A 22,759-nucleotide genomic window follows, 5' to 3' on the forward strand; every position below is an offset into this window, starting at 1 on the left:
GTGTGCCCGGGCTTCGCGTCAACCGCGGACGTAGGCGTACTCGAGGTCCTGTCCGCCGATGCCGCGACGCGGTGGGGCGATCCAGTTGGCCATCTTCCCCGGCTCGCGCACGGGCGTCATGATCGAGCGCAGATATGCATTGTCGGCGGCGGAGAGCAGCCAGTCGTCGCGGCGGGCGGCGAACTGGCCGGCCGTGATCAGCTCACCCTCGGGGTTGAAGCTGTACCCGGCGTGAATGCCCTGATGCCGGTGGAAGCGGCGGTTCGGCAGGCGCAGGCGCTGCGACGAGCCCATCTCGGCGAGCATATGGTTCCACTTGCGGAGGGCCCGCTCGCAGTCGTGGATGTAATCGTCGCGCAGGACCTCGTTGATCGCGGTGCGCAGCGGGACCTCGCGCTCGACGATACGGTCGTGCTCGACGCTGGCCAGCGTGTAGTGCTGCGTGAGCGCCTGGTGATCGCCGTAGCGCTCGGCCTCCTTGAAGCGGCCCTTGAGGCCGGCGCCGAAGTAGCCGGCGGCGTTGTTGGACAGCTCGCTGCCGAACAGGTCGAGGCAGTAGCTGAACCAGTAGTTGATCGCCCGCTGCAGCGTGCCGAAGTCGACGCCGCCCTGGCGCCGCACGTCGCCGTCTGGGTCGACGGCCTCGAGCTCGGCGGCGCGACGGATGATGCGCTCCATGCCGGTCTCGCCGACGAACAGGTGGAAGGCCTCCTCGGTGAGCATGAACTCGCAGGAGCGGGCCAGCGGATCGAACGCGCTCTCGCGCAGCGCGGCCAGCTGAAACTTGCCGTCGCGGTCGGCGAACATGGTGAAGCAGAAGAACGACAGCCAGTGATCGCAGGGCTGGTTGAAGGCGCCGAGGATCCGCGGGTGGTCGGGGTCGCCGGAGCGGCGCTGCAACAGCGCCTCGGCCTCGTCGCGGCCGTCCTTGCCGAAGTACTTGTGCAGCAGATAGACCATCGCCCACAGGTGGCGGCCCTCCTCGACGTTGACCTGGAACAGGTTGCGCATGTCGTAGAGCGAGGGCGCCATGTGCCCGAGCAGGCGCTGCTGCTCGACGCTGGCGGGCTCGGTGTCGGCCTGGGTGACGATGATCCGGCGCAGCGCCCCGCGGTGCTCGCCCGGGACCTCGTCCCACGCGGGCGCGCCAGTGTCGTCGCCGACGTGGATCGTCGCGGCCTGCGCGTGCGGGGTGAGGAACACGCCCCAGCGGTACTCCGGCATCCGCACCTGCTCCCAGTGGGCCCAACCGCCGGGCTCGACCGAGACCGCGGTGCGCAGATAGATCTCGCGCTCGGAGAAGTCGGCCGGGCCCATGTCGCGCCACCATTCGAGGTACTTGGGCTGCCAGTGCTCGAGGGCGCGGCGGACCTTGGGGTCGTCGGCGAGGCCGACGTTATTGGGGATCTTGGCGTTCAGGTCGACGGACGGGACCAGCATCAGGGAGACCTCGCTGATCGTCAGCGTCACCACCCGAGCCGCGGACGACGAGCGAAGAACTTTCGTGTGCAAGGTCGCGGGGCGGTGGATTTGGCGCGTGTGACGGCACACGGGTGCAGCTCACTCGCGCCGCACCGCGGCGCCGGGCGCTGCGTGGGCTGGTCTACCATCGCGGCGAATGACCGCCCGACCCCGCCACTGCCCTGCCCCGAGTCACCGCGTCGGAGGATCGCCATGAGGGCGATGGCGCAGCGCAGCTGGGCCGCGGGCGAGCCCTTGGTGGCGATCGAGCTGCCGACGCCCGAGCCGCGGGCCAACGAGGTGCGGGTGGCGGTGCGGGCGATCGGGGTCAACCCTGTCGATTGGAAGATGCGCCAGCGCGGCCCGCTGCGCCTCGCCGCGCGGCTGATCGGCCCGCGACCGCCGGTGATCTTCGGGGTCGACTTCGCCGGGGTGGTCGAGGCCGTGGGCGCCCAGGTCACGAGCGTGAAGGTCGGCGACCCGGTGGTCGGCGGCACCGACTTCTCACGCGGGCAACGGGGCAGCCAGGCCGACACGGTGGTGGTGCGCGAGAGCCAGCTCGCGCTGCTGCCCGCCGGCTTCGACCTCGAGCTCGCCGCGGCGCTGCCGGTGGCCGGCGTGACTGCCTATCGCTGCATCGTCGAGGTCGGCCGCCTCGGCCCGGGGCAGCGGGCGCTGGTGCTGGGGGCGTCGGGCGGCGTGGGTCAGCTCGCGGTGCAGTTCGCGCGGGCGCAGGGCGGCAGCGCGGTGGGCGTGTGCTCGGGCAAGAACGCGGCGCTGGTGCGCGAGCTCGGGGCCGAGGCGGTGATCGACTACACGCAGGGCGACCCGCTGGTGGCGGCGCGGGCCCTGGCGCCGTTTCAGGTGGTGCTCGACGCGGTCGGTGGCTATTCGGGCGCGGCCTGTCGCCGCCTGCTCGGGCCCGGCGGTCGCCACGTCATGATCGCCGCCGAGGGCCTCGGCGAGTCGCTCAATGTCGTGGTCCCGCCCTTCACGTCGCGCAGCGTGCTCGGGCGGCCGACGGCGGCGAGGCTGCGGGCGGTCGTCGACGCGGTCGCCAGCGGGGCGCTGCGGGTGCGCATCGAGGAGCGCATCCCGCTGGCCGAGGCGGAGCGGGCCCTCGCGCTCAGCCAGGCCGGGCGCATGACCGGCAAGATCGTGCTCATCCCCTAGCGTGAGGCTCAGCGGGCCCGCAGCAGGCCCCCGAGGACCTCGAGGATCTTGTTGCGGTACTCGATCGCGTTGCGCACGTGCTGCATGTGCAGCTCGTGCAGCGCGGCGTCGACCTCGAGCTTGCCGGCGGCCGAGGCCTGGACCGGGAGCACGGTGGTGTTGTCGCCGTCGAGGCGCAGGGTGGTGCGGGCCGCGAGCTGCGGCGCGGCGTCCGTGCCGACGACGAGGGTCTGGGTCTCGACGCGCAGCTCGGCGACGTCCTCGATGTATTTGCGGATCGTGTCGGCCGCGTTGCGGCCGGCCTCCTTGATGTCGTTCACAGCCATGCGATGCCTCCCGCGCCGACGTCGGCGCGCGTTCCTTCGCCCCGCGCGTGGGCCTCGCGAACACACGCGAGGGCCACAGGCAGGGCCGAGATCAATCCCGCGGGCGTGACCACCAGCCCGGCGATCCTTCGGGCCGTGACGACGATCGTCGCCAGCAGCCGCAGCCGCCGCGCCCGCGCGGCGTACACCGCCTGCACCTCGTCGAGATGCGCCGCCCGCTGGGCCGCGCTGACGCTCGCGCCGACCACCAGCTGCACATCCCCGATCGCGCTGATGTGGCTGCGCAGCGGACCACCGCCGACCCAGGCGTGCTCTTCGAGCTCACGCAAGGCCCGGGCCGAGAACTCCGACCACTCGCGCTGCAGGCGGGCGAGCGAACGCTCGTCGGCGCTGGCCCCGGCTCCCTCGCTGTCGCCGCTGTGCGCCGGTCGGACGAGGCGGGCGAGACGGGCGAGCCCCGCGTCGTCGGCGACCTCGTCGCGGCTCAGGGCGTCGACGATCGCGTGGACCCTCGCCTCGAGCGCCGCGAATCCCGTCGCGTCGCTCATCGGCCCGGCCCGGTCAGGCGGGCGGCCGCCTCGACGATCGTGCGCATCAGCTCGCAGCGGGCCTCCTGGGCCTGCTTGACCGAGGCTGCGTGGATCTCGAGCAGGGCCCGGTCGATCTCGCCGTCGCGCTCGGGCAGGCAGACGATCGTGTCGCCGTCGAGCGCGACGCGGGTGTAGGCCCGCAGCGCGGCGCCGATGACCTGGCCCTCCTCGACGTAGATGCTGGTCATGTCACCGGTGACGTAGGTGCTGACCTCGAGGCTGCCCATGTCATCGAGGGCCCGCGAGATCGTGCCGCTGAGCTTGGCGACGAAGCTCTGGATGCCGTCCGCGGGCCCGCTGGAGCCGCTCTCCTCGATCACGATCTCCGGCGAGCCGCTGTCGCCCGACGCGTCGCTGGCCTTCTCGCGTGGCAACCTCAAGCGCCCACCGCCGGGCGCTCATGTGCGAATGTCGATACTTTGGCGCGCACGCTCCACCCCCAAGGCCCAATGATCGCTACCTAACACGGCGCCCGGGGCCGCGACAATGCCAGCACGATCGCGCGGCGTGAACCTGCGCCGCGCGCTGGCAGAGCGGCGAGCGCGAGCGCCCCATACAGTGCGACGATTCGTGGGCGCCGGGTTCTTGTATCATCCACGACGCTGGAGATTGGTTGCATGACGGATGAAACGCTGGAAATGATCGACACCGCACCGCCGGGCACCTACCCCGACGACATCATCAGCTTCGACGCCGGAGCGGAAGACTCGGTCGAGCGCCCGGAGTACGACCCCGATGAGCCGTGGGACGAGTTCGACGCCGAGGGGCTCGAGGAGCTCGAGGGGCCGCTCTCGTTCGGCGGTCCGGTCGCGCTGGAGGACGACGCGAGCTTCGAGCGCTGGCTGCAGAGCGCGCTCAAGGCCCTGGTGGCACCGGAGCTCGTCGTCGACGGCGAGCTCGGGCCGCGCACGCGAGTGGCGGTGAAGACCTTCCAGCGGCGGGTCCGCGAGCTGCGGCCGGGCGCCGCGGCGCTGGGCGTGGACGGCATCGCCGGGGCCAAGACGATCGCCGAGCTCGAGCTGCAGACCGGCACCAAGGCGACGACCCGCCACGAGGGCGACGACGACGAGACGCCGGTGATCGACGACACGACGCCGTGCGAGGAGGAGCCGGCGCCGGTCAACGCGGAGCAGGCGACCCAGACCCCCCCCACGCAGACCACCGTGGGGGCCCTGACCGTCGTGGAGGAATCGGTCGACGGCACGGTGGAGTACGCGATCAGCGACGGCCAGAGCACGGTGCGCTTCTCGTACTGGACCCCGAACTATCGCAAGTACAAGCCGTACAATGTGAGCAAGTACTACGGCGCGCGCCTCAACCTGGTGCCCGACCGCGACATCCTCGGCGCGGGCTACAGCGCGAGCGAGCTGCGGATCTTGAAGGCCAACGCGCTCAAGGAGTCGGGCGGCCAGTTCGGGGCGATCAACACCTGGGACGACCAGATCGTATCGTGGGGGATGGCCCAGTTCGCCGGCCACGCGGGCACCCTGGCCGCGCTCATGGCCGACCTCAAGGACAATGCCCGCAGCAAGGCCGCGTATCAGCGCTGCTTCGCGGCCAACGGCATCGACGTGGCCTACGGCGCCTACCCGTGGAAGCAGAAGACCATGACCGGCTGGCACGTGGTGGTCAGCTCACCCGAGGGCGTCAAGCGCGGCGACGACGGCTGGCAGTACATCCGCACCCAGCCGCGGCTGATCGGCGCGTTCCTGCTGGCGGGCAACGACGCATCGCTACAACTGGGACAGATGGTGTTCTGGCGGCGCAGCTTCCTGCTCAAGGCGATCCAGAAGGTCATCGGCCGCAAGGACGACGGCAGCAGCAAGGGCGGCTCTGTGACTCGCTACCTCACCTCGGAGCGCGGGCTGGCGCTCATCGTCCGCCTGCACAACTGGATGCCCGCCTACGTGGTCGCCTGGTCCAACCGCTTCCTCGCGCAGCTGCAACAGAAGCACGCCGCCGCCGATGTCTACGACCCCGGCACCTGGGACGTCTACAGCGACCTCGAGAAGGACTTTGCCGAGCTCCTCTCGGACGAGCGCAGACGGGCGAAGAGCGGCAGCTACGACAAGTACGCGCTCGACCTCAGCCGCGCGCGCGGCTCCTTCGTCGGCCAGCGCAGCATGGCCTGAGCTGGCCGCCGCGACCTCAACTCACGGGCGGGCGCCGCGGGCCAGCGCCCGCGCCTGCGCGAGGTCCTGCGCGTCGCGGGCGTGCGGACCGCGACCCGCCGGCGCGCCGTCCTGGGCCACGCGGAGCTGGCCCTGCTCGGTGAAATAGGTGACGAGGCTCGACGACCGGTTGCCGCGCAGCATCACCAGCGCCCGCGCGAGCACGGCCTGCTGCGCCGCCGCGGGCACCGGGTCGTCCGGGTCACGCCAGGCCGCGAGCCCGCAGGCAGCGGCGGCGTCCGAGACGAGGCCGGGGCTGCGCTCGCGCAGGCGATCGAAGACCGCCGCGAGCCCCGCGTGCCCCCCGTGCCCCCCGAGCGCCGCGTGGCTGAGGCCGAGGTTGAGCCACGCGCCGAGCCGACCAGGGTGCAGCCCGACGGCGCGACGCAGCTCGAGCAGCGCGGCCTCCGGGCGACCGAGCCGGCGCAGCGCCTCGCCGCGGTGGACGTAGACCGCCGGACCCTCGCCGCCCATCATGGCGACGCCCCGCGCGTCCTCGGCCAGCGCCGCGGCCGGGTCGCCCTGCAGCAGCGCCGCCATGGTCCGGCCGATGTAGGCCCAGCGCGTGTGCGGCGAGATCGCCAGCGCGGCATCCAGGTCAGCCACCGCAGCGTCGACGTCGCCGAGCCACAGGCGCAGCTCGCCGCGATGGCAGATCGGCAACGACGAGGCCGGGTGAGCCGCGATCACGCCGGCGAAGCGAGCCAGCACGCGCCCCGCCTCGGCGCCGCGGATCGTCCCCAGCGCGCTCCGTGACGCGCGCCGCGGACCCCCACGGCTGGCGAATCGACGCAGCCTCGTGAGCATGTCCCATGGGACATGTTCATGCACCCTCGGCTGGCTGTCCCATGGGACATGTTCATGCACCTTCGCCTGGCTGTCCCATGGGACATGTTCATGCAGCAATGGGCTGTCCCCGGGGACAGGTACATCGCACCAGCTGAGCGGCGCCTCGCGGCTGCCGCCCAGGCGGCGCAGCGCAGCCTCCACCGCGACCGCCCCGGCCGCCAGCGTGCCGACCTCCAGCGCCCGCCCCAGCTCCGGCCCCTGCTCGTGCAGCGCCGCCGCGAAGGCCTCGACGTGCAGCGGCCGCAGCTCCGCGTCCGGGGCCGCGCGCGCCGCGAGGAGCAGGCGCAGCAGCGCGGCCACGAAGTTGTCGCCGCGGCCCCCGGTCCCGGCCCGCGTCAGCGCGTCCGCGGCCTCGGCGTCGCGGCCGAGCCGCAGCAGCGCCTCGGCGCGCCACAGCCAGGTCGTCGCCTCGTCCGCCAGCGCGAGCGCCTCGTCGAAGCGAGCCAGCGCCGCCGACCATGTCCCGGAGGACATGTCCGAAGCGCCAGCCACCCGCAGCGCCAGCGGACGCCCGCCAGCGCCAGCGCGCGCCGCCCAGGCCGCGGCCCCCGCCCGATCGCCGACCCGCAGGCACAGCTCGGCGAGCCCCGCCACCGCGTCGCCGATGACGCCGACGGCTGCCCCGTCCTGCGCGAGCGCGGCGTGCCCCGCCGCCGCGTCGCCGATGACGCCGACGGCGGCCCCGTCCTGCGCGAGCGCGGCGTGCCACTGCGCCGCCGCGCCGCGAAAGTCCCCGGCCTCGACGAGCACCGACGCGGCCTCACAGCGGTGCGCACGAGCATCGAGCGGGGCCAGCTCGAGCGCGCGAGCGACGGCCGCCCCGGCCTCGCGCCCGCGCCCGAGGCGAGCCAGGATCGCGGCGCGCTCGAGCTGCAGCGCCGACCAGCGCGGCGCCAGCTGCAGCGCCGCCTCGGCGGCCACCAGCGCCGCCTCGTCGTCACCCCCGCGTCGGTGCATCGCCAACAACAGCGCGTCCCAGGCCGGGTCCCGCGGCGCCAACCGACGACCCTCCGCGCACGCCTCCGCGACCTCGCGCTCCCAGCCCAAGCTCTCCGCGCAGGCGATCACCCGTCGCAAGATCCGCGGCGCCTCGCCCGGCAGCAGGCGACGCGCCTCGCCCAGCGCCACCAGCCCGCGCTGATGATCCCGCGTCACGTGCAGCAGGTGCGCCGCGGCCAGCTGCACCACCCCGTCCGCCGGCGCGGCCGTCACCGCCGCGAGCGCCTCGGCCCGCGCCGACCCCCACCGGCCCGCCTCGGCGTGCCACGCCGCGCGCAGCAGTGAACGCTGGGCCGGTCGCATCCCGCGGCAGTATGCCACCGGCGCCCCGACTCGTTGTAAAAGCAGCTCATGCTGCTCACCCGCGCCGAGGCCACCGGCTACCGCGAGACCTCCCTCCACGCCGACGTGATGCGCTTTGTCGCCGGCCTCGCCGCGCAGGGCGACCCGCGCCTGCACGTCAGCGACTTCGGCCGCAGCCCCGGCGGCCGCGAGCTGCCGCTCCTGGTGCTCTCGCAGGGCGGCCTGCGCACGCCCGAGGAGGCCCGCCGCAGCGGTCGCCCCGTCGTCCTCATGCTCGACGGGATCCACCCCGGCGAGGTCGAGGGCAAGGAGGCCAGCCTCGCGCTCGTCCGCGACCTCCTGAGCGGGAACCACCCCGACTGGCTCGCGGACATCGTCCTCCTCGTCGTCCCCCTCTTCAACCCCGACGGCAACGACGCCCTCGACCCCAAGAACCGCCGCCTCGACCTCAAGAAGCTCAGCGGCCAGCCCGGCCCGCTGGTCGGCACGCGCACCCAGAGCCACGGCATCAACCTGAACCGCGACTACCTCCGCCAGGCCGCCCCCGAGATGCGCCTGCTCCAGCAGCGCGTGTGCATCCCCTGGGCCCCCGACCTCACGATCGACAACCACGCCACCAACGGCTCGGTCCACCGCTTCCACATGACCGTCGACGTCCCGCACACCGGCGAGTCCGGGCGCCCCGAACCGATCGCCCTGATGCGCGAGCGCCTGGTCCCCGAGGTCATGGCCGCCGTACGCAAGCGCGGCCTCGACTCCGGCTGGTACGGCAACTTCGTCGAGGACGAGCGGGTCCTCGACGCCGACGGCGAGGTCGATCCCCACGCCCCCGTCGGCCTCGGCTGGATGACCTACCCGCACCACCCGCGCTTCGGCTCCAACTACCGCGGCCTCACCGGCCGGCTCGACCTCCTGCTCGAGTGCTACAGCTACCTCCCCTTCGAGCAGCGCGTCCACACCGCGTCGGCGTGGCAGATCGAGACCCTCGGCTGGGCCGCGCAGCACGCCGCGGAGATCCGCGAATTGGTGGCCGCCTGCGCCCGCCCGCCCGACCGCGTCGCCGTCCGCTACCGCCTGGACACCCGCGCCGAGCCCGTCGAGGTGCTCACCCGCAGCCCTCGCACCCTCGCGGGCGAGCCCGTCACACTGCGCCTGCCGCACCACGCCCGCTTCGTCGGCACCACCGTGGTCGATCGCCCACGCGCCTATCTCGTCCCGCCCGCGCTCGCCGAGCACCTCCAGCGCCACGGCCTGCGGGTCGAACCCGCCAGCGGTGTGCACGAGGTCGAGGTCGCCACGATCGCGTCGCTCGGCGCCGAGGACGGGCGGGCGATCCTCGAGGCCGCGCGCGTCGGCGAGGTCGGCGTCGAATGGCGGCACTCGACCCGCGCCGCACCAGCAGGCTGGTCGCGCGTCGCCACCGAGCAGCCGCTCGGGGCCATCGCCGTCTACCTGTGTGAGCCCGAGAGCGACGACGGCGCGGTCGAGAACGACATCCTGCCACCGCCCGCGATCGGCGACGAGCACCCGGCCTGGCGCGTCCCCTGAGCTCAGGCGCCCCACCCTCGACTCACCTGAATGCAATCCTCTGAGTTACATCGTCGCGCGATGTCCGGGCCGAGCCCGAGCGCGTGGAGCCCCGGCCCCACCACCGATTCGCCGCGGGCCTCCGCGTCCGCCAACCGGTGATTGAGCGCAAGCAGGCGGCCAGGGACCTCCGCCTCGACCCGCACGCCATAGATATCGCGCACCGCCTGATCGAGCTCGGCGTGCGCGTCCCGCAGCGGGCCGCGCCCCGGCCCCTCCAGCCCGCGGTACATCGCCCGCCGCGACAGGCCGTCACGGCGCGACAGCTCCAGCCGCGCGGCCCTCAGCCGCCGCGACGCCGCCGCGACGCGAAGCACCTGCGATCTCTGGCCCTCCTGCGGCCACGGGAACGAATCGAACACCGTCCTCGAGGTGTAACGAAAGTCCCGCTTGAGCGTGGAGCAGCGCCCCATCAGCCACGCCCAGTGGATCGAGGATTGCAAGATCCCGTGCGAGTAATCGTCGGCCAGCGGGAACACCACCAGCGAATCACCCGGCCGCAGCTCCCGCGCCACAAACTCGAAGATCGGGCGCCGGGCCACGCGCGCGCACACGATGTACCGCGGGAGCTCGGCGATCGCCGCCAGCATCTCGCCCCGGCGCCACGACAGCCGCCACCAGCGCTCGAGGAACTGCGCGTGATGACGATTCACCCGCGCCCGGGGATCGCGGCCCAGCAGCTCCGCGTTGCGCCCCAGCTCCGCCGCCATCGCGCTGCGCCGGTCCGGCCAGACCCGCTGCCAGACCCGCTGAAACGGCGCCTCGTAGCTGCGCGCCGCGGCGAGCTCGCGCTCGCCGAAGTCGATCACATACCGCCTCGGCGCCCCCTCCCGTCCGGCCAGGAGCTCCTCGCCGTTCACCAGCGGAAAGATCACCTCGGCGTCGCGCGGACTCGCCGAGATCATCGCCTCCGCCTCCTCCGCGGACAGCAGGAACCCCGCGTGTCCGTGCGTCTGCCCCTGATAGCAGCAGCCAGCGCCCGCGTTGCCCGCCAGCGTCCGCGCCGCGCTGAGGTCCGTCCCCGGGCAAAGCGAAGGGCCGATCTCGTCGACCTCCAGCGTGACCCACGGACCGTCCGCCCGGTCCCCCTCCTGCCACGAGAGGCGCCGCTTCCCCGGCCGCTCGCAGCCCTTCACCCAGTTGACGATCGACACGTGGACCGCCGCGTCGCAGGGCCACACCGCCGACGCGACAGCCTCGACGATCGTCCCGGTCCGCACGATGTGCGCCAGCCCGCTCTCACGGCTCGCGTTCTGTCGGATCGTGTTGGTCCCCACCAGACCAGCCCGCCCGCCCGGCGGCAAGGCGTCGTGCGCCCGGCGAAACCAATACACGCAGTAATCCGCCATCCCCGAAACTTCAGGATACCTCGCCCGCAGCGCCTGGACATACGCCACCCCGAGCTCCCCCTGCAGCTTGTTCTTGGCCTGAAACGGCGGATTGCCGACGATCGCGTCGGCCGCGGGCCACTCCACGAACAGCGCGTCAGCCTCGCTAATGCTCGTATTGACGTGATCCCAGCGAATCGCCGCCTCCCCACCACCCGCGGACGGATCGACCGCGAACGCGGCCCGCTGCTCCCCGCGGGCCCGCTGCTCGCCCAGCAGCATCGTCACCCGCGCCAGCTCCACGGCCAGCGGGTCCCGCTCGAGACCGAGGAAATTCCCGACCCGGACCACCGCGCCGGCCACGACCGCCCCGCCCAGCTCCCGCATCCGCTGGACCAGCTCGATCTCCAGCCGGACCACCGCGCGGTACGCAGAATGCAGGAAATCACCGCTCCCACACGCCGGATCGAGCACCCGGTATTCACCGAGTCGGCGCCGGAGCTGCGCCAGCTCCTCGATCGTCCCCGCCCCGCGAATGCGCTCTCGCCACGGCCGCACGATCGTCGGGACCACGATCCGGGCGATGTCCGCCTCGCTCGTGAAGTGCGCCCCGAGAGCATGCCTGCGCCCCGGGTCCAGGCTCGCCTGAAACAACGCCCCGAAGCTCGCCGGCTCCACCCGCGACCAATCTGCCTGCGCCGCGCGCGACAGCTGCTCCCGCTCTTCGACACCGAGCTGCAGCCGACACTCCGCGACGACCCTGGCGAACATCCCCGGCGGCGCCGCCCCGAGCGCCTCCGCCGACAGCGCGACCACGCACTGCAGCGTGAACCGCTGCGCCGCCGCGCGGGCGATGCCACGGGCCGTCATCCGCGTGAACACGGCCGCGACGTGGTCCGCCGCGCCCCGCGTGACCGCGACGCACAGGTCGCCCCCGCGCTGCCCGGGGTCCGCCGCGAATGTGGCGATCCCCTCCCCCACGCGCCCAACCAGCGCCTGATCGTCCAGATCCAGGTCGTCCACGAGCCGCACCTTAACACCCCGCGAGACCACGAGAGAAGACGCCCCCTGCCCGCCGCGCGAGGTCCACGCACGCGCCACCTCGCCACCTCGCCACCGCTTGACCAGGCCCCGCACGAGGGCGCAAGGTGGCCAGGCCGCGGTGACCCGCGACCCCCCACGAGACCCCGGCCATGACGCTTCGGCGAGACCGCGACGCCCTTGTGGTGATCGGTTGGCGTGAGTGGGTGAGCCTGCCGGAGCTCGGCATCGCCGCGCTCAAGGCCAAGGTCGACACCGGCGCCCGCACCTCGGCCCTCCACGCCTTCGACGTCCAGCTCCACGGCAAACGCGTCCGCTTCCACGTGCACCCGCACCAGCGCGACGACGACGCCAGCGTCGCCGCCGAGGCCGAGTTCGTCGAGCACCGCCTGGTCCGCAACTCGAGCGGCGACACCGAGCTGCGCCCCGTCGTGCGCACCCTCGTCGAGCTCGGCGGCCACCGCTTCGCCGCCGAGCTGACCCTGACCAACCGCTCGCTCCTCGGCTTTCGCATGCTGCTCGGCCGCGAGGCCCTGCGCCGCAGATTCGCGGTCGACCCCGGCGGCTCCTACCGCTGCGGCCGCCCCCAGGGCCACCCACAGCCCAGAGTGAGGGCTCCATGAAGATCGCCATCCTCTCTCGCAAGACCTCGCTGTACTCGACCGCCCGGCTCAAGGAGGCCGGCCAGAAGCGCGGGCACGAGGTCCAGGTCGTCGATTATCTGCGCTGTTATATGAACATCACCTCCCACCATCCGGTGGTGGTCTACCAGAACCGCAAGCTCGAGGGCTACGACGCCATGATCCCCCGGATCGGCGCCTCCAACACCTTCTATGGCACCGCCGTGGTCCGCCAGCTGCAGATGATGGGTGTGTTCACGCCCAACAGCTCGCAGGCGATCTCCCGCTCGCGCGACAAGCTGCGCTGCCTGCAGATCCTCGCCGCCAAGGGCATCGGCCTGCCCGTCACCGGCTTCGCCCACTCGATCAAGGATATCGACGGCCTCGTCGATATCGTCGGTGGGCCGCCGCTCGTCGTCAAGCTGCTCGAGGGCACCCAGGGCATCGGCGTCGTCCTCGCCGAGACCAAACAGGCCGCCACCTCGGTGATCGAGGCGTTTCGCGGCCTCGACGTCAATATCCTCGTACAGGAGTTCATCAAGGAGGCCGGCGGCGCCGACATCCGCGCCTTCGTCGTCGGCGACCGCGTGATCGCGGCCATGAAGCGCCAGAGCGCCGCCGGCGAGTTCCGCTCGAACCTCCACCGCGGGGGCAGGGCCGAGAAGGTCAAGCTCACCCCTGAGGAGCGCAGCACGGCCGTGCGCGCCGCCCAGATCCTCGGCCTCAAGGTCGCCGGCGTCGACATCCTCCGCTCCAACCACGGCCCCGTGGTCATGGAGGTCAACTCGTCCCCCGGCCTCGAGGGCATCGAAAAGACCTCCGAGGTCGACGTCGCCGACGCGATCATCCAATTCCTCGAGAAGATCGTCGGCGGCAACGGCGGCGAGAAGAGCGGCGACCACAACAAGTACTAGGATCCGCGACTCACCCCTCGCGTGCGCCCCATCGTGCTGACCGAACTCCGGCGCACCGCCGTGATGTCGCCGTCCCCACCTTCGCGGACGTCCAGCAGCCAATTCGCGCGCGTCCGTGCGCGTAAAGCCTGGCTGACACATTTTTGCGACCTGGCTGTAATCTGGCAGACCCTGAGGCGACCCACTCAGCGACGCCCATGCAGCCCCCTCGCCCGCCTCCGATCGCCACCTCCACGTCGGCCCAGATCCCCCAGCACCCGGCGATTCGGGGGTTTGCGGTCGGCCTCCTGGCCCTCCTCCCGCTGGCCTGCGGCGACGCCAAGGGAGACAGCGACACCGCCAGCAGCGAAGCCGGCGACGAGGACACCAGCACCCCCACCGGGGACACCGGCAACGTGGAGTACCCCGAGACCCTCGTCGGCACCTTCCAGGTCCAGCTGGTCGCGCCAGTCCCCGCCAGCGACACCTCGCCCGCCAGCGCCGGCAAGACGGCCGTGGTCGGCAAGGTCTACGACGGCGAGACCCCGGCCACGATCATCTGGGAGGCCGGCACCAAGTCCGGCGAGTGTCAGCTCTTCACCCCCCGCGTGCCGTTCTGCGACACCCCCTGCGGCGGCTCGGCCGTGTGCGTCGAGGACAACACCTGCGCGCCGTACCCCACCGCCGGCAGCGCCGGCACGATCACCGTCAAGGGCCTCAAGACCAGCGACGGCGCGACCGAGTTCACGATGGACCCGATCGCCAACAACTATCAGCCGCCCGGCAGCATCACCCTCGCCTATCCCGCCTTCGCCGAGGGCGACCTCGTCACCCTCGACGCCCCCGGCGCCGACGTCGACGCCTTCAAGCTCAGCGCCCGCGGCATCGCCCAGCTCGAGCTGAAGAACGCCAGCATCCCGCTGGTCGCCGACACCCCCGTGACCCTGCAGTGGACCCCGGCCGCCGACCCCAGCCGCTCGAGCATCCACGTCAAGCTCGACATCAGCCACCACGGCGGCACCAAGGGCATGATCGAGTGCGACACCGCCGACACCGGCTCGCTCGAGCTCCCCGGCGCGCTGATCTCCGAGCTGCTCGACCTCGGCGTCGCCGGCTTCCCGTCGATCATCGTCACCCGCCGCTCCGTCGGCTCCGCGGCGATCGCCACCGGTCGCGTCGACCTCGTCATCTCCGCCAAGACCGAACACTTCGTCGACATCGACGGCGTCACGTCCTGCAGCGACACCAGCGAGTGCCCCAACGGTCAGACCTGCCAGGACGACCTCACCTGCAAGTAATCAAGGCCCCCCCTTCCCATGAACTACGCCATGACCCGCCCCCTCTCCCTCCTCACTGGCCTCCTCCCTGGCGCCCTCGTCCTCGTCACCCTCGGGTGCACCGGCGACGGCGACGGCGAGACCGACGGCACCAGCGCCTCCACCGGCGCCACCACCGACGCGCCCACCACCGACGCGCCCACCACCGCCGGCTCCGCCGACCCGACTGGCGACCCGACCGGTGACCCGACTGGCGACGCCACCACCGACGCCACCACCGCCGGCACCGACAGCAACGGCGAGAGCACCGGCGAGGTCATCCCCACCGAGAAGTTCAGCTTCTTCGTCACCAGCCTGATCGCCCTGCAGGAGCTCTCGGGCAACCAGGAGGGCTTCGGCGGCGACCTCCGCTTCGGCGAGGACGGCCCCGGCGCCGGCCTGCGCGGCGCCGACAAGATCTGCGCCACGATCGCCGAGAAGAGCATGCCCGGCGCCGGCAACAAGCAGTGGCGCGCCTTCCTCAGCGCCGTCGCCGACGAGAACGGCAACCAGGTCAACGCCATCGACCGCGTCGGCGAGGGCCCCTGGTACGACCGCCTCGGCCGCACCTTCGCCCTGACCAAGGCCGACCTGCTCACCGAGCGACCCACCAACATCGACCCCGCGATCAAGGACGACTTCCCCAACGAGGACGGCGTCCCCAACCACCAGCCCGACCCCAACCAGCCCGAGGTCGACAACCACGACACCCTCACCGGCACCAACGAGAACGGCCAGCTCTACAGCAAGACCGCCACCTGCGCCGACTGGACCGGCAACACCGGCAGCGAGGGCAAGCCGCGCGTCGGCCACTCGTGGCCCCGCTACGGCATGGGCGGCCCCGGCCCCGGCCCCGGCCCCGGCATGGGCGACGGCAGCATGGCCAACTGGATGTCCTCCCTCGACGAGTCCGGCTGCGCCCCCGGCGTCAGCCTGATCGAGATGGGCCCGCCCGATCCGAACTCCAACACCGTCGGCTCCGGCGGCGGCTACGGCGGCTTCTACTGCTTCGCACTCACCCCCTGAGCGACCCGTCATGCCCGCCCACCGCACCACCCGCTCACTGCTCCTGCTCGGCCTCCTCACCGCCTGCAACGGCGGCGCGCAGACCACCGCAGACACCAGCGAGCCCACCGAGGAGACCTGCCAGATCCCCGCTGGCGAGGCCCCCGAGTTCATCCAGCACATCGGCTGCGCCGAAGACTTCCAGGCCCTCGCCTCCGAGCCGATCGACGCCAACCTGCCCGGTGCCCGCTCGGTGAAGGTGGTGCAGGACCACGCCGACAGCGACGCGCTGTACTTCCAAAACAGCGTGCTCTACCAGATCCACTACGACTTCGTGTCGACCCACCTCTCGGGCGACACGCTCCCGCTGGTGCCCCAGCTCTCCGACTTCAACACCACCGAGTACTACTCCCCCGAGCGCCGCTTCAACCTCGGCGCCGTCACCTACTACGACGGCCCCAAGGTCTATGCGCTCGAGCTGGCCCCCTACGACACCGCCTCCGCCGCGATGATCGAGACCCTATTCCGCGGGGTCCAGAAGGAGGCCTACTTCCGCGACACCCTGGTGTTCCACCCCACCTCGGAGGCCGTCACCGTCGAGGCCGCCAAGCTGCCCAAGGACATCCCGGTGATGAGCACCGACGAGCTCTACGCCGCGATCGACTACCAGCCGCTCTCACTCGGCTCGGCCATGGGCCGCCTGCGCTTCCTCAACGCCGCCGATCTCGAGACCGAGTACGTCTCCTACCAGGAGATCCTCGTCCTCGACGAGGCCCCCAACGACATCTCCGTGGTCCAGGGCCTCATCACCGAGGAGTTTCAGACCCCGCTCTCCCACGTCAACGTCCTCTCGCTCAACCGCCACACCCCCAACATGGGCCTGCGCGGCGCGACCACCAACGAGACCCTGCGCGCCTTCGAGGGCAAGCTCATCGAGCTCAAGGTCGAGTCCTCCGCCTGGTCCATCCACGAGGTCACGCAGGCCGAGGCCGAGGCCTTCTGGGACGAGCACAAGCCCGACCCCGTGACCCTGCCGAGCAAGAACCTCGACATCCAGGAGCTGGTCGACATCGAGGCCGTCACCCCCGAGCCCGCGGGCGGCGCCTCGCTGCGCGACGCGATCAAGGAGTCCGTGCGCGCCTTCGGCGGCAAGGCGGCCCAGTACTCGATCCTCGCCCGCACCGACGGCGTCCCGATCCCCAAGGCCTTCGCCGTCCCGGTCTATTTCTACGAGCAGTTCATGGTCGACAACGGCTTCTACGACCGCATCGACGGCCTGCTCGCCGACCCCGACTTCAAGACCGACGCCACCGTCCGCGACCAGCAGCTCGCCCTCCTGCGCGTCGACATGCAAGACGCCCCGCTGGACGGCGCCTTCCAGGCCAAGCTCAAGGCCAAGCTCGCCGCCGACTACCCCGGCCAGACGATGCGCTTCCGCACCAGCACCAACAGCGAGGACCTCGACGGCTTCCCCTGCGCCGGCTGCTACGAGTCGCACACCGGCGACCCCGCCGACTGGCCCGACGTCCTCGACGCGATCCGCGAGACCTACGCCAGCGCGTGGCTGTTTCGCACCTTCGAGGAGCGCAGCTACTACGGCATCAAACACAGCTCGGTCGCCATGGCCCTGCTCGTCCACCACAACTTCCCCGAGGAGGAGGCCAACGGCGTCGCCGTCACCGCCAACCCCTTCGACGCCTCCGGCATCGACCCCGCCTTCTACATCAACGTCCAGTACGGCGGCGAGGTCGAGGTCGTGCACCCGCCCCCCGGCATCGCCAGCGACCAATTCCTCTACTTCTTCGGGTCGCCCAACCAGCCGATCTCCTACCTCGCGCACTCGAGCCTCGTGCCCGCGGGCGAGACCGTGCTCAGCACCAAGCAGGTCTACCAGCTTGGCACGGCCCTCGATGCGATCCATCATCGCTTCTCGTCCGCCTACGGTCCCGCCGCCGGCAACGATGGTTGGTACGCGATGGACATCGAGTTCAAGTTCGACGACGAGGCCGACCCCGGCCAGCCGCCCACGCTCTACATCAAACAGGCGCGCCCCTACCCGGGACGCGGCGACTGAGCATTTCGAGGCTCGCACTTCGGGAGGTCCATGTCCGCGGCCAACGTCAACGTCATCGAGCGCAGAGAATTCAAGTACCTGATCGACGCCCCCACGGCCGCGGCGGTGCGCTCGGCGATCCGCCCGTTCTGCGAGCTCGACCCCTGGGCCGCCAAGAACCCCCGCGGCATCTACACCATCGAGAGCCTCTACCTCGACACCGCCGCCCTCGGCCTGTTCTGGGCCAACCACCACGAGCAGCTCGACCGCATCAAGGTGCGCGTCCGCGGCTACGCCGAGGTCCCCGGCAGCCCGGTCTTCTTCGAGGTCAAGCGCCGCGTCAACGACGTCATCCTGAAGACCCGCGGCAAGGTCCCGCGCAAGCTGTGGACCGCGATGCTCAGCGACCCCGCCGCGCCGATCCCCGCCGAGATCACCGGCAAGGACCGCGTCGCCGTCGAACGCTTCGTCTCGATCGCCCGCACCCTGAACCTCCGCCCCTACACCCTGGTCCGCTACGAGCGCGAGCCCTACTTCAGCCGCATCGACGACTACGCCCGCGTCACCTTCGACACCCGCATCCGCGCCCAGGCCATGCGCACGCTGTCCTTCGAGTCCGAAGCCCGCGGCTGGCGTGCCCTCGACGACGCGATCACCCAGCGCACCCTCGACTCCCTCATCGTCCTCGAGCTCAAGTTCACCACCCACGTCCCCAGCTGGCTGGTCCACATCGTCGAGCTCTGCGGCCTCGCGCGCCGCTCCTTCTCCAAGTACGGCACCTCGATCCAGGCCTTCTACTGCCCGCCCGACCTCCGCACCCCCCGCCACGCCGGAGGCTGGCGGTGAACGGCCTCGACCTGTGGTCGCACGGCGTCAGCGAGGCCCTGAGCCTCAAGGCCGCCGCGCTCTCGCTCCTGCTCGCCTTCGGCCTCACCCAGGCCCTCGGCGCCGTCTACGTCTGGACCTTCCGCGGCATGTCCTACTCCCAGGGCCTGGTCCACGCGATCGTCCTCGGCAGCATCATCGCCTGCATGCTCATGCTCGCGATCGGCAACAGCATCGCCGCCGGCCTCGGCATCGCCGGCGGCCTGGCGATCATCCGCTTCCGCACCGCCCTGCGCGACCCTCGCGACATGATGTTCGTGTTCGCCGGCCTCGGCTGCGGCATCGCCTCCGGGCTCGGCGCCCACGCGGCCGCCGTCTGCGGCACCGCCCTGTTCTGCCTCGCCGTCGTCACCCTCACCGTCAGCGAATTCGGCAGCCAGCGCCGCTTCGACGGCCTGCTCCGCTTCCAGCTCCCCGTCGGCGCCGACGAGACCGGCATCATGGCGCTCCTGCGCGCCCACACCCGCTTCGTCGCCCTCGTCACCCTCCGCGAGGTCGCCCAGGGCCAGGCGATGGAGCACGCCTACCAGATCCGCCTCGGTAGCCCGCGTCAGCGCGCCACCCTGGTCCAGGCCCTCGAGGCCACCCCGGGCATTCAAGACGTATCCTTGCTGCTACAAGAGCCGACGGTGGAGCTGTAAGCGATGATCGAGTGGGTCAGGACGCGGCTGTTGCCGTGGGGCATGTGGGGCGTGACGATGGCCACCGCGGCGTGGCTCTGGCACGACGTCCGCCAGGTCAGCGCCGTCGGCTTCGCCCTCGGCGTCGAATACAAGCTGGCCCCCGCCCTCGCCGCCCGCGTCGAGACCCTCATCGTCGCCCCCGGCCAGCGCGTCCGCGCCGGCCAGGTCGTCGCCACCCTCGACGCCCGCACCATCGACGCCGAACTCGCCATCGTCGCCGCCGAACGCACCCGCCTCGAGGCCGAGATCGGCGCCGTCCGCTCCGAGACCGACGTCCGCGTCGGCGAGTCCTCCCGCGAGCTCGAGGAGTCCGTCGCCGCCGCCGACCTCGCCCTCAAGTCCGCCCGCGCCGAACGCAACGTCCGCGCCGCCGAGTTCAAGGCCCTGGAGACCCAGACCCAGCGCCTCAGCGAACTCGTCGAGCTCCACATGGCCGACCGCCGCGAACTCGACGCCCTCAGCGTCACCCACGCCGGCCTGCAGAAACAGCTGCAGATGGCCGACACCCTGGTCGCCCAGCTCGTCAGCCAGGTCGCCGGCGCCAAGGCCCGCCGCGCCCTCCTCCCGCAGGGCGCCACCGAGCTCGCCCTCGGCCCGGTTGCGCGCCGAGCTGGCCGTCCTCGCCGGCCGCGCCGAGCTCCTCGCCGCCCAGAAGGACGCCACGATCCTCCGCGCCCCCGCCGACGGCGAGGTCGCTGCCGTGTTCGTCCGCCCCGGCGAGGTCGCCACCGTCGGCCTCCCGATCCTCACCATCGTCAGCCACGGCCCCGGCGACGACGACGAGGTGATCGTCTGCCTGCACGAGACCCAGGCCGGCACCGTGCGCATCGGCGAGGCCGCGATCGTCACGCCACGCGGCGCCGTCGGCGAGGGCCTCGCCAGCCACGTCACCCGCGTCGCCCCCCAGGTCAGCGAGCTCCCCCTCCGCTGCCGCCGCAACCCCCAGCTCCCCGAGTGGGGCCGCGAGGTCGCCGTCGCCCTCGACGAGCACCTCCCCCTCCTCCCCGGCCAGGCCTTCTCCGTCAGCTTCCTCGGCCACCCCTCCCCCCGCGCCGCCACACCCTCGACCGTTGCACCTGCACCAACACCCGCGCTCGCCCCGCCCGTCGCCCCGGCCGTCGCCCCGGCGCGAACAGCAGCGCCCGCCCGCTCGCGCTCCCGCCCGCGCTCGCCGCCCGCACCCGCTTCGAGCCCTCCGCGATCGCCTGGCTGCCCGCCCGCGACCGCTTCGTGATCGCCAGCGACGACACCGGTCACGACAAACTCAACGAGCACGCCCCCTGGCTGTTCACCATGGACGCCCAGGGCCGCGTCGACCCCGAACCACTCGTCGTCGCCGGCATCGCCGGCTTCAGCGACCTCGAGGCCCTCGCCCCCGGCCCCGACGGCAGCCTCTACCTGCTCGCCTCCCAGAGCCGCAGCCGCAAGGGCAAGCGCCCCGCGACCCGCCAGCTGTTCGCCCAGATCGCCATCGACGCCACCGGCGCACACGTGCTCGCCAGCACTTCCCTCGCCGACCAGCTGGGCGCCGACCGCAAGCTCCTCACCACCCTCGGCCTCGCCAGCACCGCCAAGCTCGACCTCGAGGGCATGACCCCCACCGCGCAAGGCGGCCTCCTGCTCGGCCTCAAGGAGCCGCTCGACGCCGCCGACCACGCCCCGATCTGGCACCTCCCACGCCCGGAGGTCCTGCTCGCCGGCGGCACCACCCGCGACGCCGGCCTCGCGCTCTGGGGCGCCGCCCCGCTGACCGTCCTCGCCGACGGCAGCCCCCACCCCGCCGGCATCTCCGACCTGCTCGAGCTCGCCGACGGCACCCTCCTGATCGCCAGCACCGCCTCTGGCACCGAGCCCAGCACCCAGGACGGCGCCCTCTGGCTCGCCGACGGTCGCAACGGCCTCGCCGCCCCCCGCAAGCTCCACAGCTTCCCCGGACTCAAGCCCGAGGGCATCGCCCTGCGCCACGACGGCGCCGCTCTGGTCGTCGTCTTCGACACCGGCGCCGCGCCCAGCCTGTGGATGGAGCTCCCGTGGCCCGCCCCCTGATCGCCGCCACCAACGGACTGGTGGCGACCCAGGCAGCGCGACCGCCAGCCGGACGCAACCCCCGGATCCCCATCGCCGCCACCCACGCGCTGGGCCTCACCCTCGCCGCCGGCTGCTTCCACGCCCCGGCCTACTCCCCGCAGCGCAGCGTCGCAACCTGGCACGACATGCAGTCCACGCGCCCCGGCAGCAACACGCCCGCCGGCAGCCGCGACACGCCCAGCCCCGCCGCCGACGACGCCCTCAGCGCCGACCAGGCCTACGCCCTCGCCCTCGCCAACAACCCCGAGCTCGCCGTCGCCGAGGCCGAGGCCGAGGTCGCCGCCGCGGGCGTCGACGTCGCCAAGCAGGTCGAGAACCCCACCGTCCGCTTCACCAACTTTCGCGTCGACGACACCGCCGGCGGCAAGACCGGCTTCAACCTCGGCCTGCGCGCACCGATCCCCCGCCCCGGCAGCGTCCACGCCCGCGTCAAGCAGGCCCGCCTCGCCGCCGACAGCGTCCACAGCGAGACCGAGGCCGCCCGCCGCCTCCTCCGCTCGGAGATCGATCGCCGCTACGCCCGCCTCGCCCTCCTCCGTGCCGACATCGACGAGCTCACCCGCGCCGCCGCCCTCGGCGACGCCCGCCGCACCCAGCTCCGCGCTCGCCTCGAGCGCCAGGCCGCCACCCAGGTCGACCTCGCCCTCGCCGACGTCGACCACGCCGAGACCCTCGAGCAGGCCAGCCGCGCCCGCGACGAGCTCGCCCTCACCGAAGCCGAACTCACCCGCCTCATCGGCCCCGGCCCACCGCGAACCTTCCGCGTCGACGCCAACACCCTCGGCGCCCGCGACCTCCCCCTCGACATGACCCGCCTCACCGAGCAGGCCCTGCGCGCCCGCCCCGAGCTGCGCACCGCCCAGAGCCGCGTCAGCCAGGCCCAGGCCGGCGTCTACCTCGCCCGCAGCGAGGTCTACCCGTGGCTCAGCTGGGCCCAGGTCAACTACTACTTCGGCGCCAGCAGCACCCCCGCCGCCTTCGGCTTCGGCCTCGCCCTCGACGTCCCCCTGTTCAGCTGGAACCGCGGCGAGATCAAGGCCGCCCGCGCGCTCGTCCGCCAGCGCGAGGCCGAGGAGCGAGCCAGCGTCTCGCAGGTCGCCAGCGAGGTCCGCGACGCCCTCGCCCGCGTCGAGCGGGCCAACACCCGCGTGCAGGAGCTCGAGGCCACCCTGCTCCCCCGCCTCGACGAGGCCGCCCGCGCCGCCGAGGCCGCCCTCGCCGCCGGCGCCCTCGACCCGCTGCAAGCCGGCGAGATCGAGGCCCGCCGGGTCGCCGCCCGCCGCCTCCACCTCGCCGCCCTCCACGATCGCCGCGACGCCCTCATCGACCTGGAGCTCGCCCTCGGCGGCCCGCTCACGCATTGACCTCTCCATCTCTACACAAACCAA

General features: G+C 72.3%; 20 protein-coding genes. 13 read left to right on the top strand and 7 right to left on the bottom strand.

Annotation, left to right across the window (positions count from 1 at the left end; translation table 11 throughout):
• Positions 1-18: 18 nt before the first annotated feature.
• Positions 19-1,440: a benzoyl-CoA 2,3-epoxidase subunit BoxB gene (gene boxB, locus IPJ59_RS22545; RefSeq protein ID WP_366524665.1), complete on the bottom strand. Its 1,422-nt coding sequence runs from the start codon at positions 1,438-1,440 to the stop codon at positions 19-21.
• Positions 1,441-1,674: 234 nt separating this feature from the next.
• Between boxB and IPJ59_RS22550 the strand changes: the two genes are divergently transcribed.
• The gene (locus IPJ59_RS22550; protein WP_293273251.1) at positions 1,675-2,634 is read left to right on the top strand and encodes an NAD(P)-dependent alcohol dehydrogenase; all 960 of its coding nucleotides are present in this window, start codon (positions 1,675-1,677) and stop codon (positions 2,632-2,634) included.
• 8 nt (positions 2,635-2,642) lie between these two features.
• Here the strand turns inward: IPJ59_RS22550 and IPJ59_RS22555 are convergent, their stop codons facing one another.
• Genes IPJ59_RS22555 through IPJ59_RS22565 form a run of 3 tightly spaced genes read right to left on the bottom strand, consistent with a single transcriptional unit; the run spans position 2,643 to position 3,930 of the window.
• Positions 2,643-2,960: a hypothetical protein gene (locus IPJ59_RS22555; protein ID WP_293247749.1), complete on the bottom strand. Its 318-nt coding sequence runs from the start codon at positions 2,958-2,960 to the stop codon at positions 2,643-2,645.
• Positions 2,951-3,508, bottom strand: a complete 558-nt coding sequence (locus IPJ59_RS22560) for a hypothetical protein (protein WP_293247747.1) — start codon at positions 3,506-3,508, stop codon at positions 2,951-2,953. The genes IPJ59_RS22555 and IPJ59_RS22560 overlap by 10 nt, the downstream gene beginning before the upstream one ends.
• The gene (locus tag IPJ59_RS22565) at positions 3,505-3,930 is read right to left on the bottom strand and encodes a hypothetical protein (protein WP_293247745.1); all 426 of its coding nucleotides are present in this window, start codon (positions 3,928-3,930) and stop codon (positions 3,505-3,507) included. Before IPJ59_RS22565 ends, IPJ59_RS22560 begins: the two co-directional genes overlap by 4 nt.
• A 237-nt stretch (positions 3,931-4,167) precedes the next feature.
• Between IPJ59_RS22565 and IPJ59_RS22570 the strand changes: the two genes are divergently transcribed.
• Entirely contained in the window at positions 4,168-5,682 is a 1,515-nt protein-coding gene (locus tag IPJ59_RS22570; RefSeq protein WP_293247742.1) for a peptidoglycan-binding domain-containing protein, read from the top strand.
• A 21-nt stretch (positions 5,683-5,703) separates the two neighbouring features.
• On the opposite strand, the gene IPJ59_RS22575 is transcribed toward IPJ59_RS22570, so the two are convergent.
• The gene (locus IPJ59_RS22575; protein ID WP_293273252.1) at positions 5,704-7,872 is read right to left on the bottom strand and encodes a tetratricopeptide repeat protein; all 2,169 of its coding nucleotides are present in this window, start codon (positions 7,870-7,872) and stop codon (positions 5,704-5,706) included.
• A 48-nt stretch (positions 7,873-7,920) separates the two neighbouring features.
• On the opposite strand from IPJ59_RS22575, the gene IPJ59_RS22580 reads away from it, so the two are divergent.
• Positions 7,921-9,420: a M14 family metallopeptidase gene (locus IPJ59_RS22580; protein ID WP_293273253.1), complete on the top strand. Its 1,500-nt coding sequence runs from the start codon at positions 7,921-7,923 to the stop codon at positions 9,418-9,420.
• A 2-nt stretch (positions 9,421-9,422) separates the two neighbouring features.
• On the opposite strand, the gene IPJ59_RS22585 is transcribed toward IPJ59_RS22580, so the two are convergent.
• Positions 9,423-11,810 carry a DNA methyltransferase gene (locus IPJ59_RS22585; protein WP_293247733.1) on the bottom strand — a complete coding sequence of 796 codons (2,388 nt, stop codon included), beginning with the start codon at positions 11,808-11,810 and terminating at the stop codon, positions 9,423-9,425.
• Between the two features lie 170 nt (positions 11,811-11,980).
• Here IPJ59_RS22585 and IPJ59_RS22590 point away from each other — a divergent pair, with 170 nt between their 5' ends.
• The 7 genes from IPJ59_RS22590 to IPJ59_RS22620 all read left to right on the top strand — a co-directional run bounded on the left by IPJ59_RS22590 (position 11,981) and on the right by IPJ59_RS22620 (position 19,241).
• Positions 11,981-12,451: an ATP-dependent zinc protease family protein gene (locus tag IPJ59_RS22590; RefSeq protein WP_293247730.1), complete on the top strand. Its 471-nt coding sequence runs from the start codon at positions 11,981-11,983 to the stop codon at positions 12,449-12,451.
• Positions 12,448-13,362: a 30S ribosomal protein S6--L-glutamate ligase gene (rimK, locus tag IPJ59_RS22595; RefSeq protein WP_293247727.1), complete on the top strand. Its 915-nt coding sequence runs from the start codon at positions 12,448-12,450 to the stop codon at positions 13,360-13,362. The genes IPJ59_RS22590 and rimK overlap by 4 nt, the downstream gene beginning before the upstream one ends.
• Before the next feature lie 197 nt (positions 13,363-13,559).
• Positions 13,560-14,639 carry a hypothetical protein gene (locus IPJ59_RS22600; protein WP_293273254.1) on the top strand — a complete coding sequence of 360 codons (1,080 nt, stop codon included), beginning with the start codon at positions 13,560-13,562 and terminating at the stop codon, positions 14,637-14,639.
• Between the two features lie 30 nt (positions 14,640-14,669).
• Positions 14,670-15,683 (top strand): hypothetical protein, encoded by a 1,014-nt coding sequence (locus IPJ59_RS22605; RefSeq protein ID WP_293273255.1) that lies wholly within the window; start codon positions 14,670-14,672, stop codon positions 15,681-15,683.
• Between the two features lie 10 nt (positions 15,684-15,693).
• Entirely contained in the window at positions 15,694-17,736 is a 2,043-nt protein-coding gene (locus IPJ59_RS22610) for a PEP/pyruvate-binding domain-containing protein (RefSeq protein WP_293273256.1), read from the top strand.
• Positions 17,737-17,766: 30 nt separating this feature from the next.
• Entirely contained in the window at positions 17,767-18,561 is a 795-nt protein-coding gene (locus IPJ59_RS22615; RefSeq protein WP_293273257.1) for a polyphosphate polymerase domain-containing protein, read from the top strand.
• Positions 18,558-19,241 (top strand): DUF4956 domain-containing protein, encoded by a 684-nt coding sequence (locus IPJ59_RS22620; RefSeq protein ID WP_293273258.1) that lies wholly within the window; start codon positions 18,558-18,560, stop codon positions 19,239-19,241. The genes IPJ59_RS22615 and IPJ59_RS22620 overlap by 4 nt, the downstream gene beginning before the upstream one ends.
• On the opposite strand, the gene IPJ59_RS38745 is transcribed toward IPJ59_RS22620, so the two are convergent.
• A complete protein-coding gene (locus IPJ59_RS38745; protein WP_293273259.1) occupies positions 19,215-19,754 on the bottom strand; it encodes a hypothetical protein in 540 nt (179 codons plus the stop codon). The genes IPJ59_RS22620 and IPJ59_RS38745 overlap by 27 nt on opposite strands.
• 127 nt (positions 19,755-19,881) lie before the next feature.
• Between IPJ59_RS38745 and IPJ59_RS22630 the strand changes: the two genes are divergently transcribed.
• Genes IPJ59_RS22630 through IPJ59_RS22640 form a run of 3 tightly spaced genes read left to right on the top strand, consistent with a single transcriptional unit; the run spans position 19,882 to position 22,735 of the window.
• Entirely contained in the window at positions 19,882-20,517 is a 636-nt protein-coding gene (locus tag IPJ59_RS22630) for an HlyD family efflux transporter periplasmic adaptor subunit (protein WP_293273260.1), read from the top strand.
• Positions 20,514-21,329 (top strand): hypothetical protein, encoded by an 816-nt coding sequence (locus IPJ59_RS22635; RefSeq protein ID WP_293273261.1) that lies wholly within the window; start codon positions 20,514-20,516, stop codon positions 21,327-21,329. The genes IPJ59_RS22630 and IPJ59_RS22635 overlap by 4 nt, the downstream gene beginning before the upstream one ends.
• Positions 21,314-22,735, top strand: a complete 1,422-nt coding sequence (locus IPJ59_RS22640) for a TolC family protein (protein ID WP_293273262.1) — start codon at positions 21,314-21,316, stop codon at positions 22,733-22,735. Before IPJ59_RS22635 ends, IPJ59_RS22640 begins: the two co-directional genes overlap by 16 nt.
• The last annotated feature ends 24 nt before the right edge of the window (positions 22,736-22,759 follow it).

The organism is Nannocystis sp. (assembly GCF_016714285.1).
Classification (GTDB): domain Bacteria; phylum Myxococcota_A; class Polyangia; order Nannocystales; family Nannocystaceae; genus Nannocystis.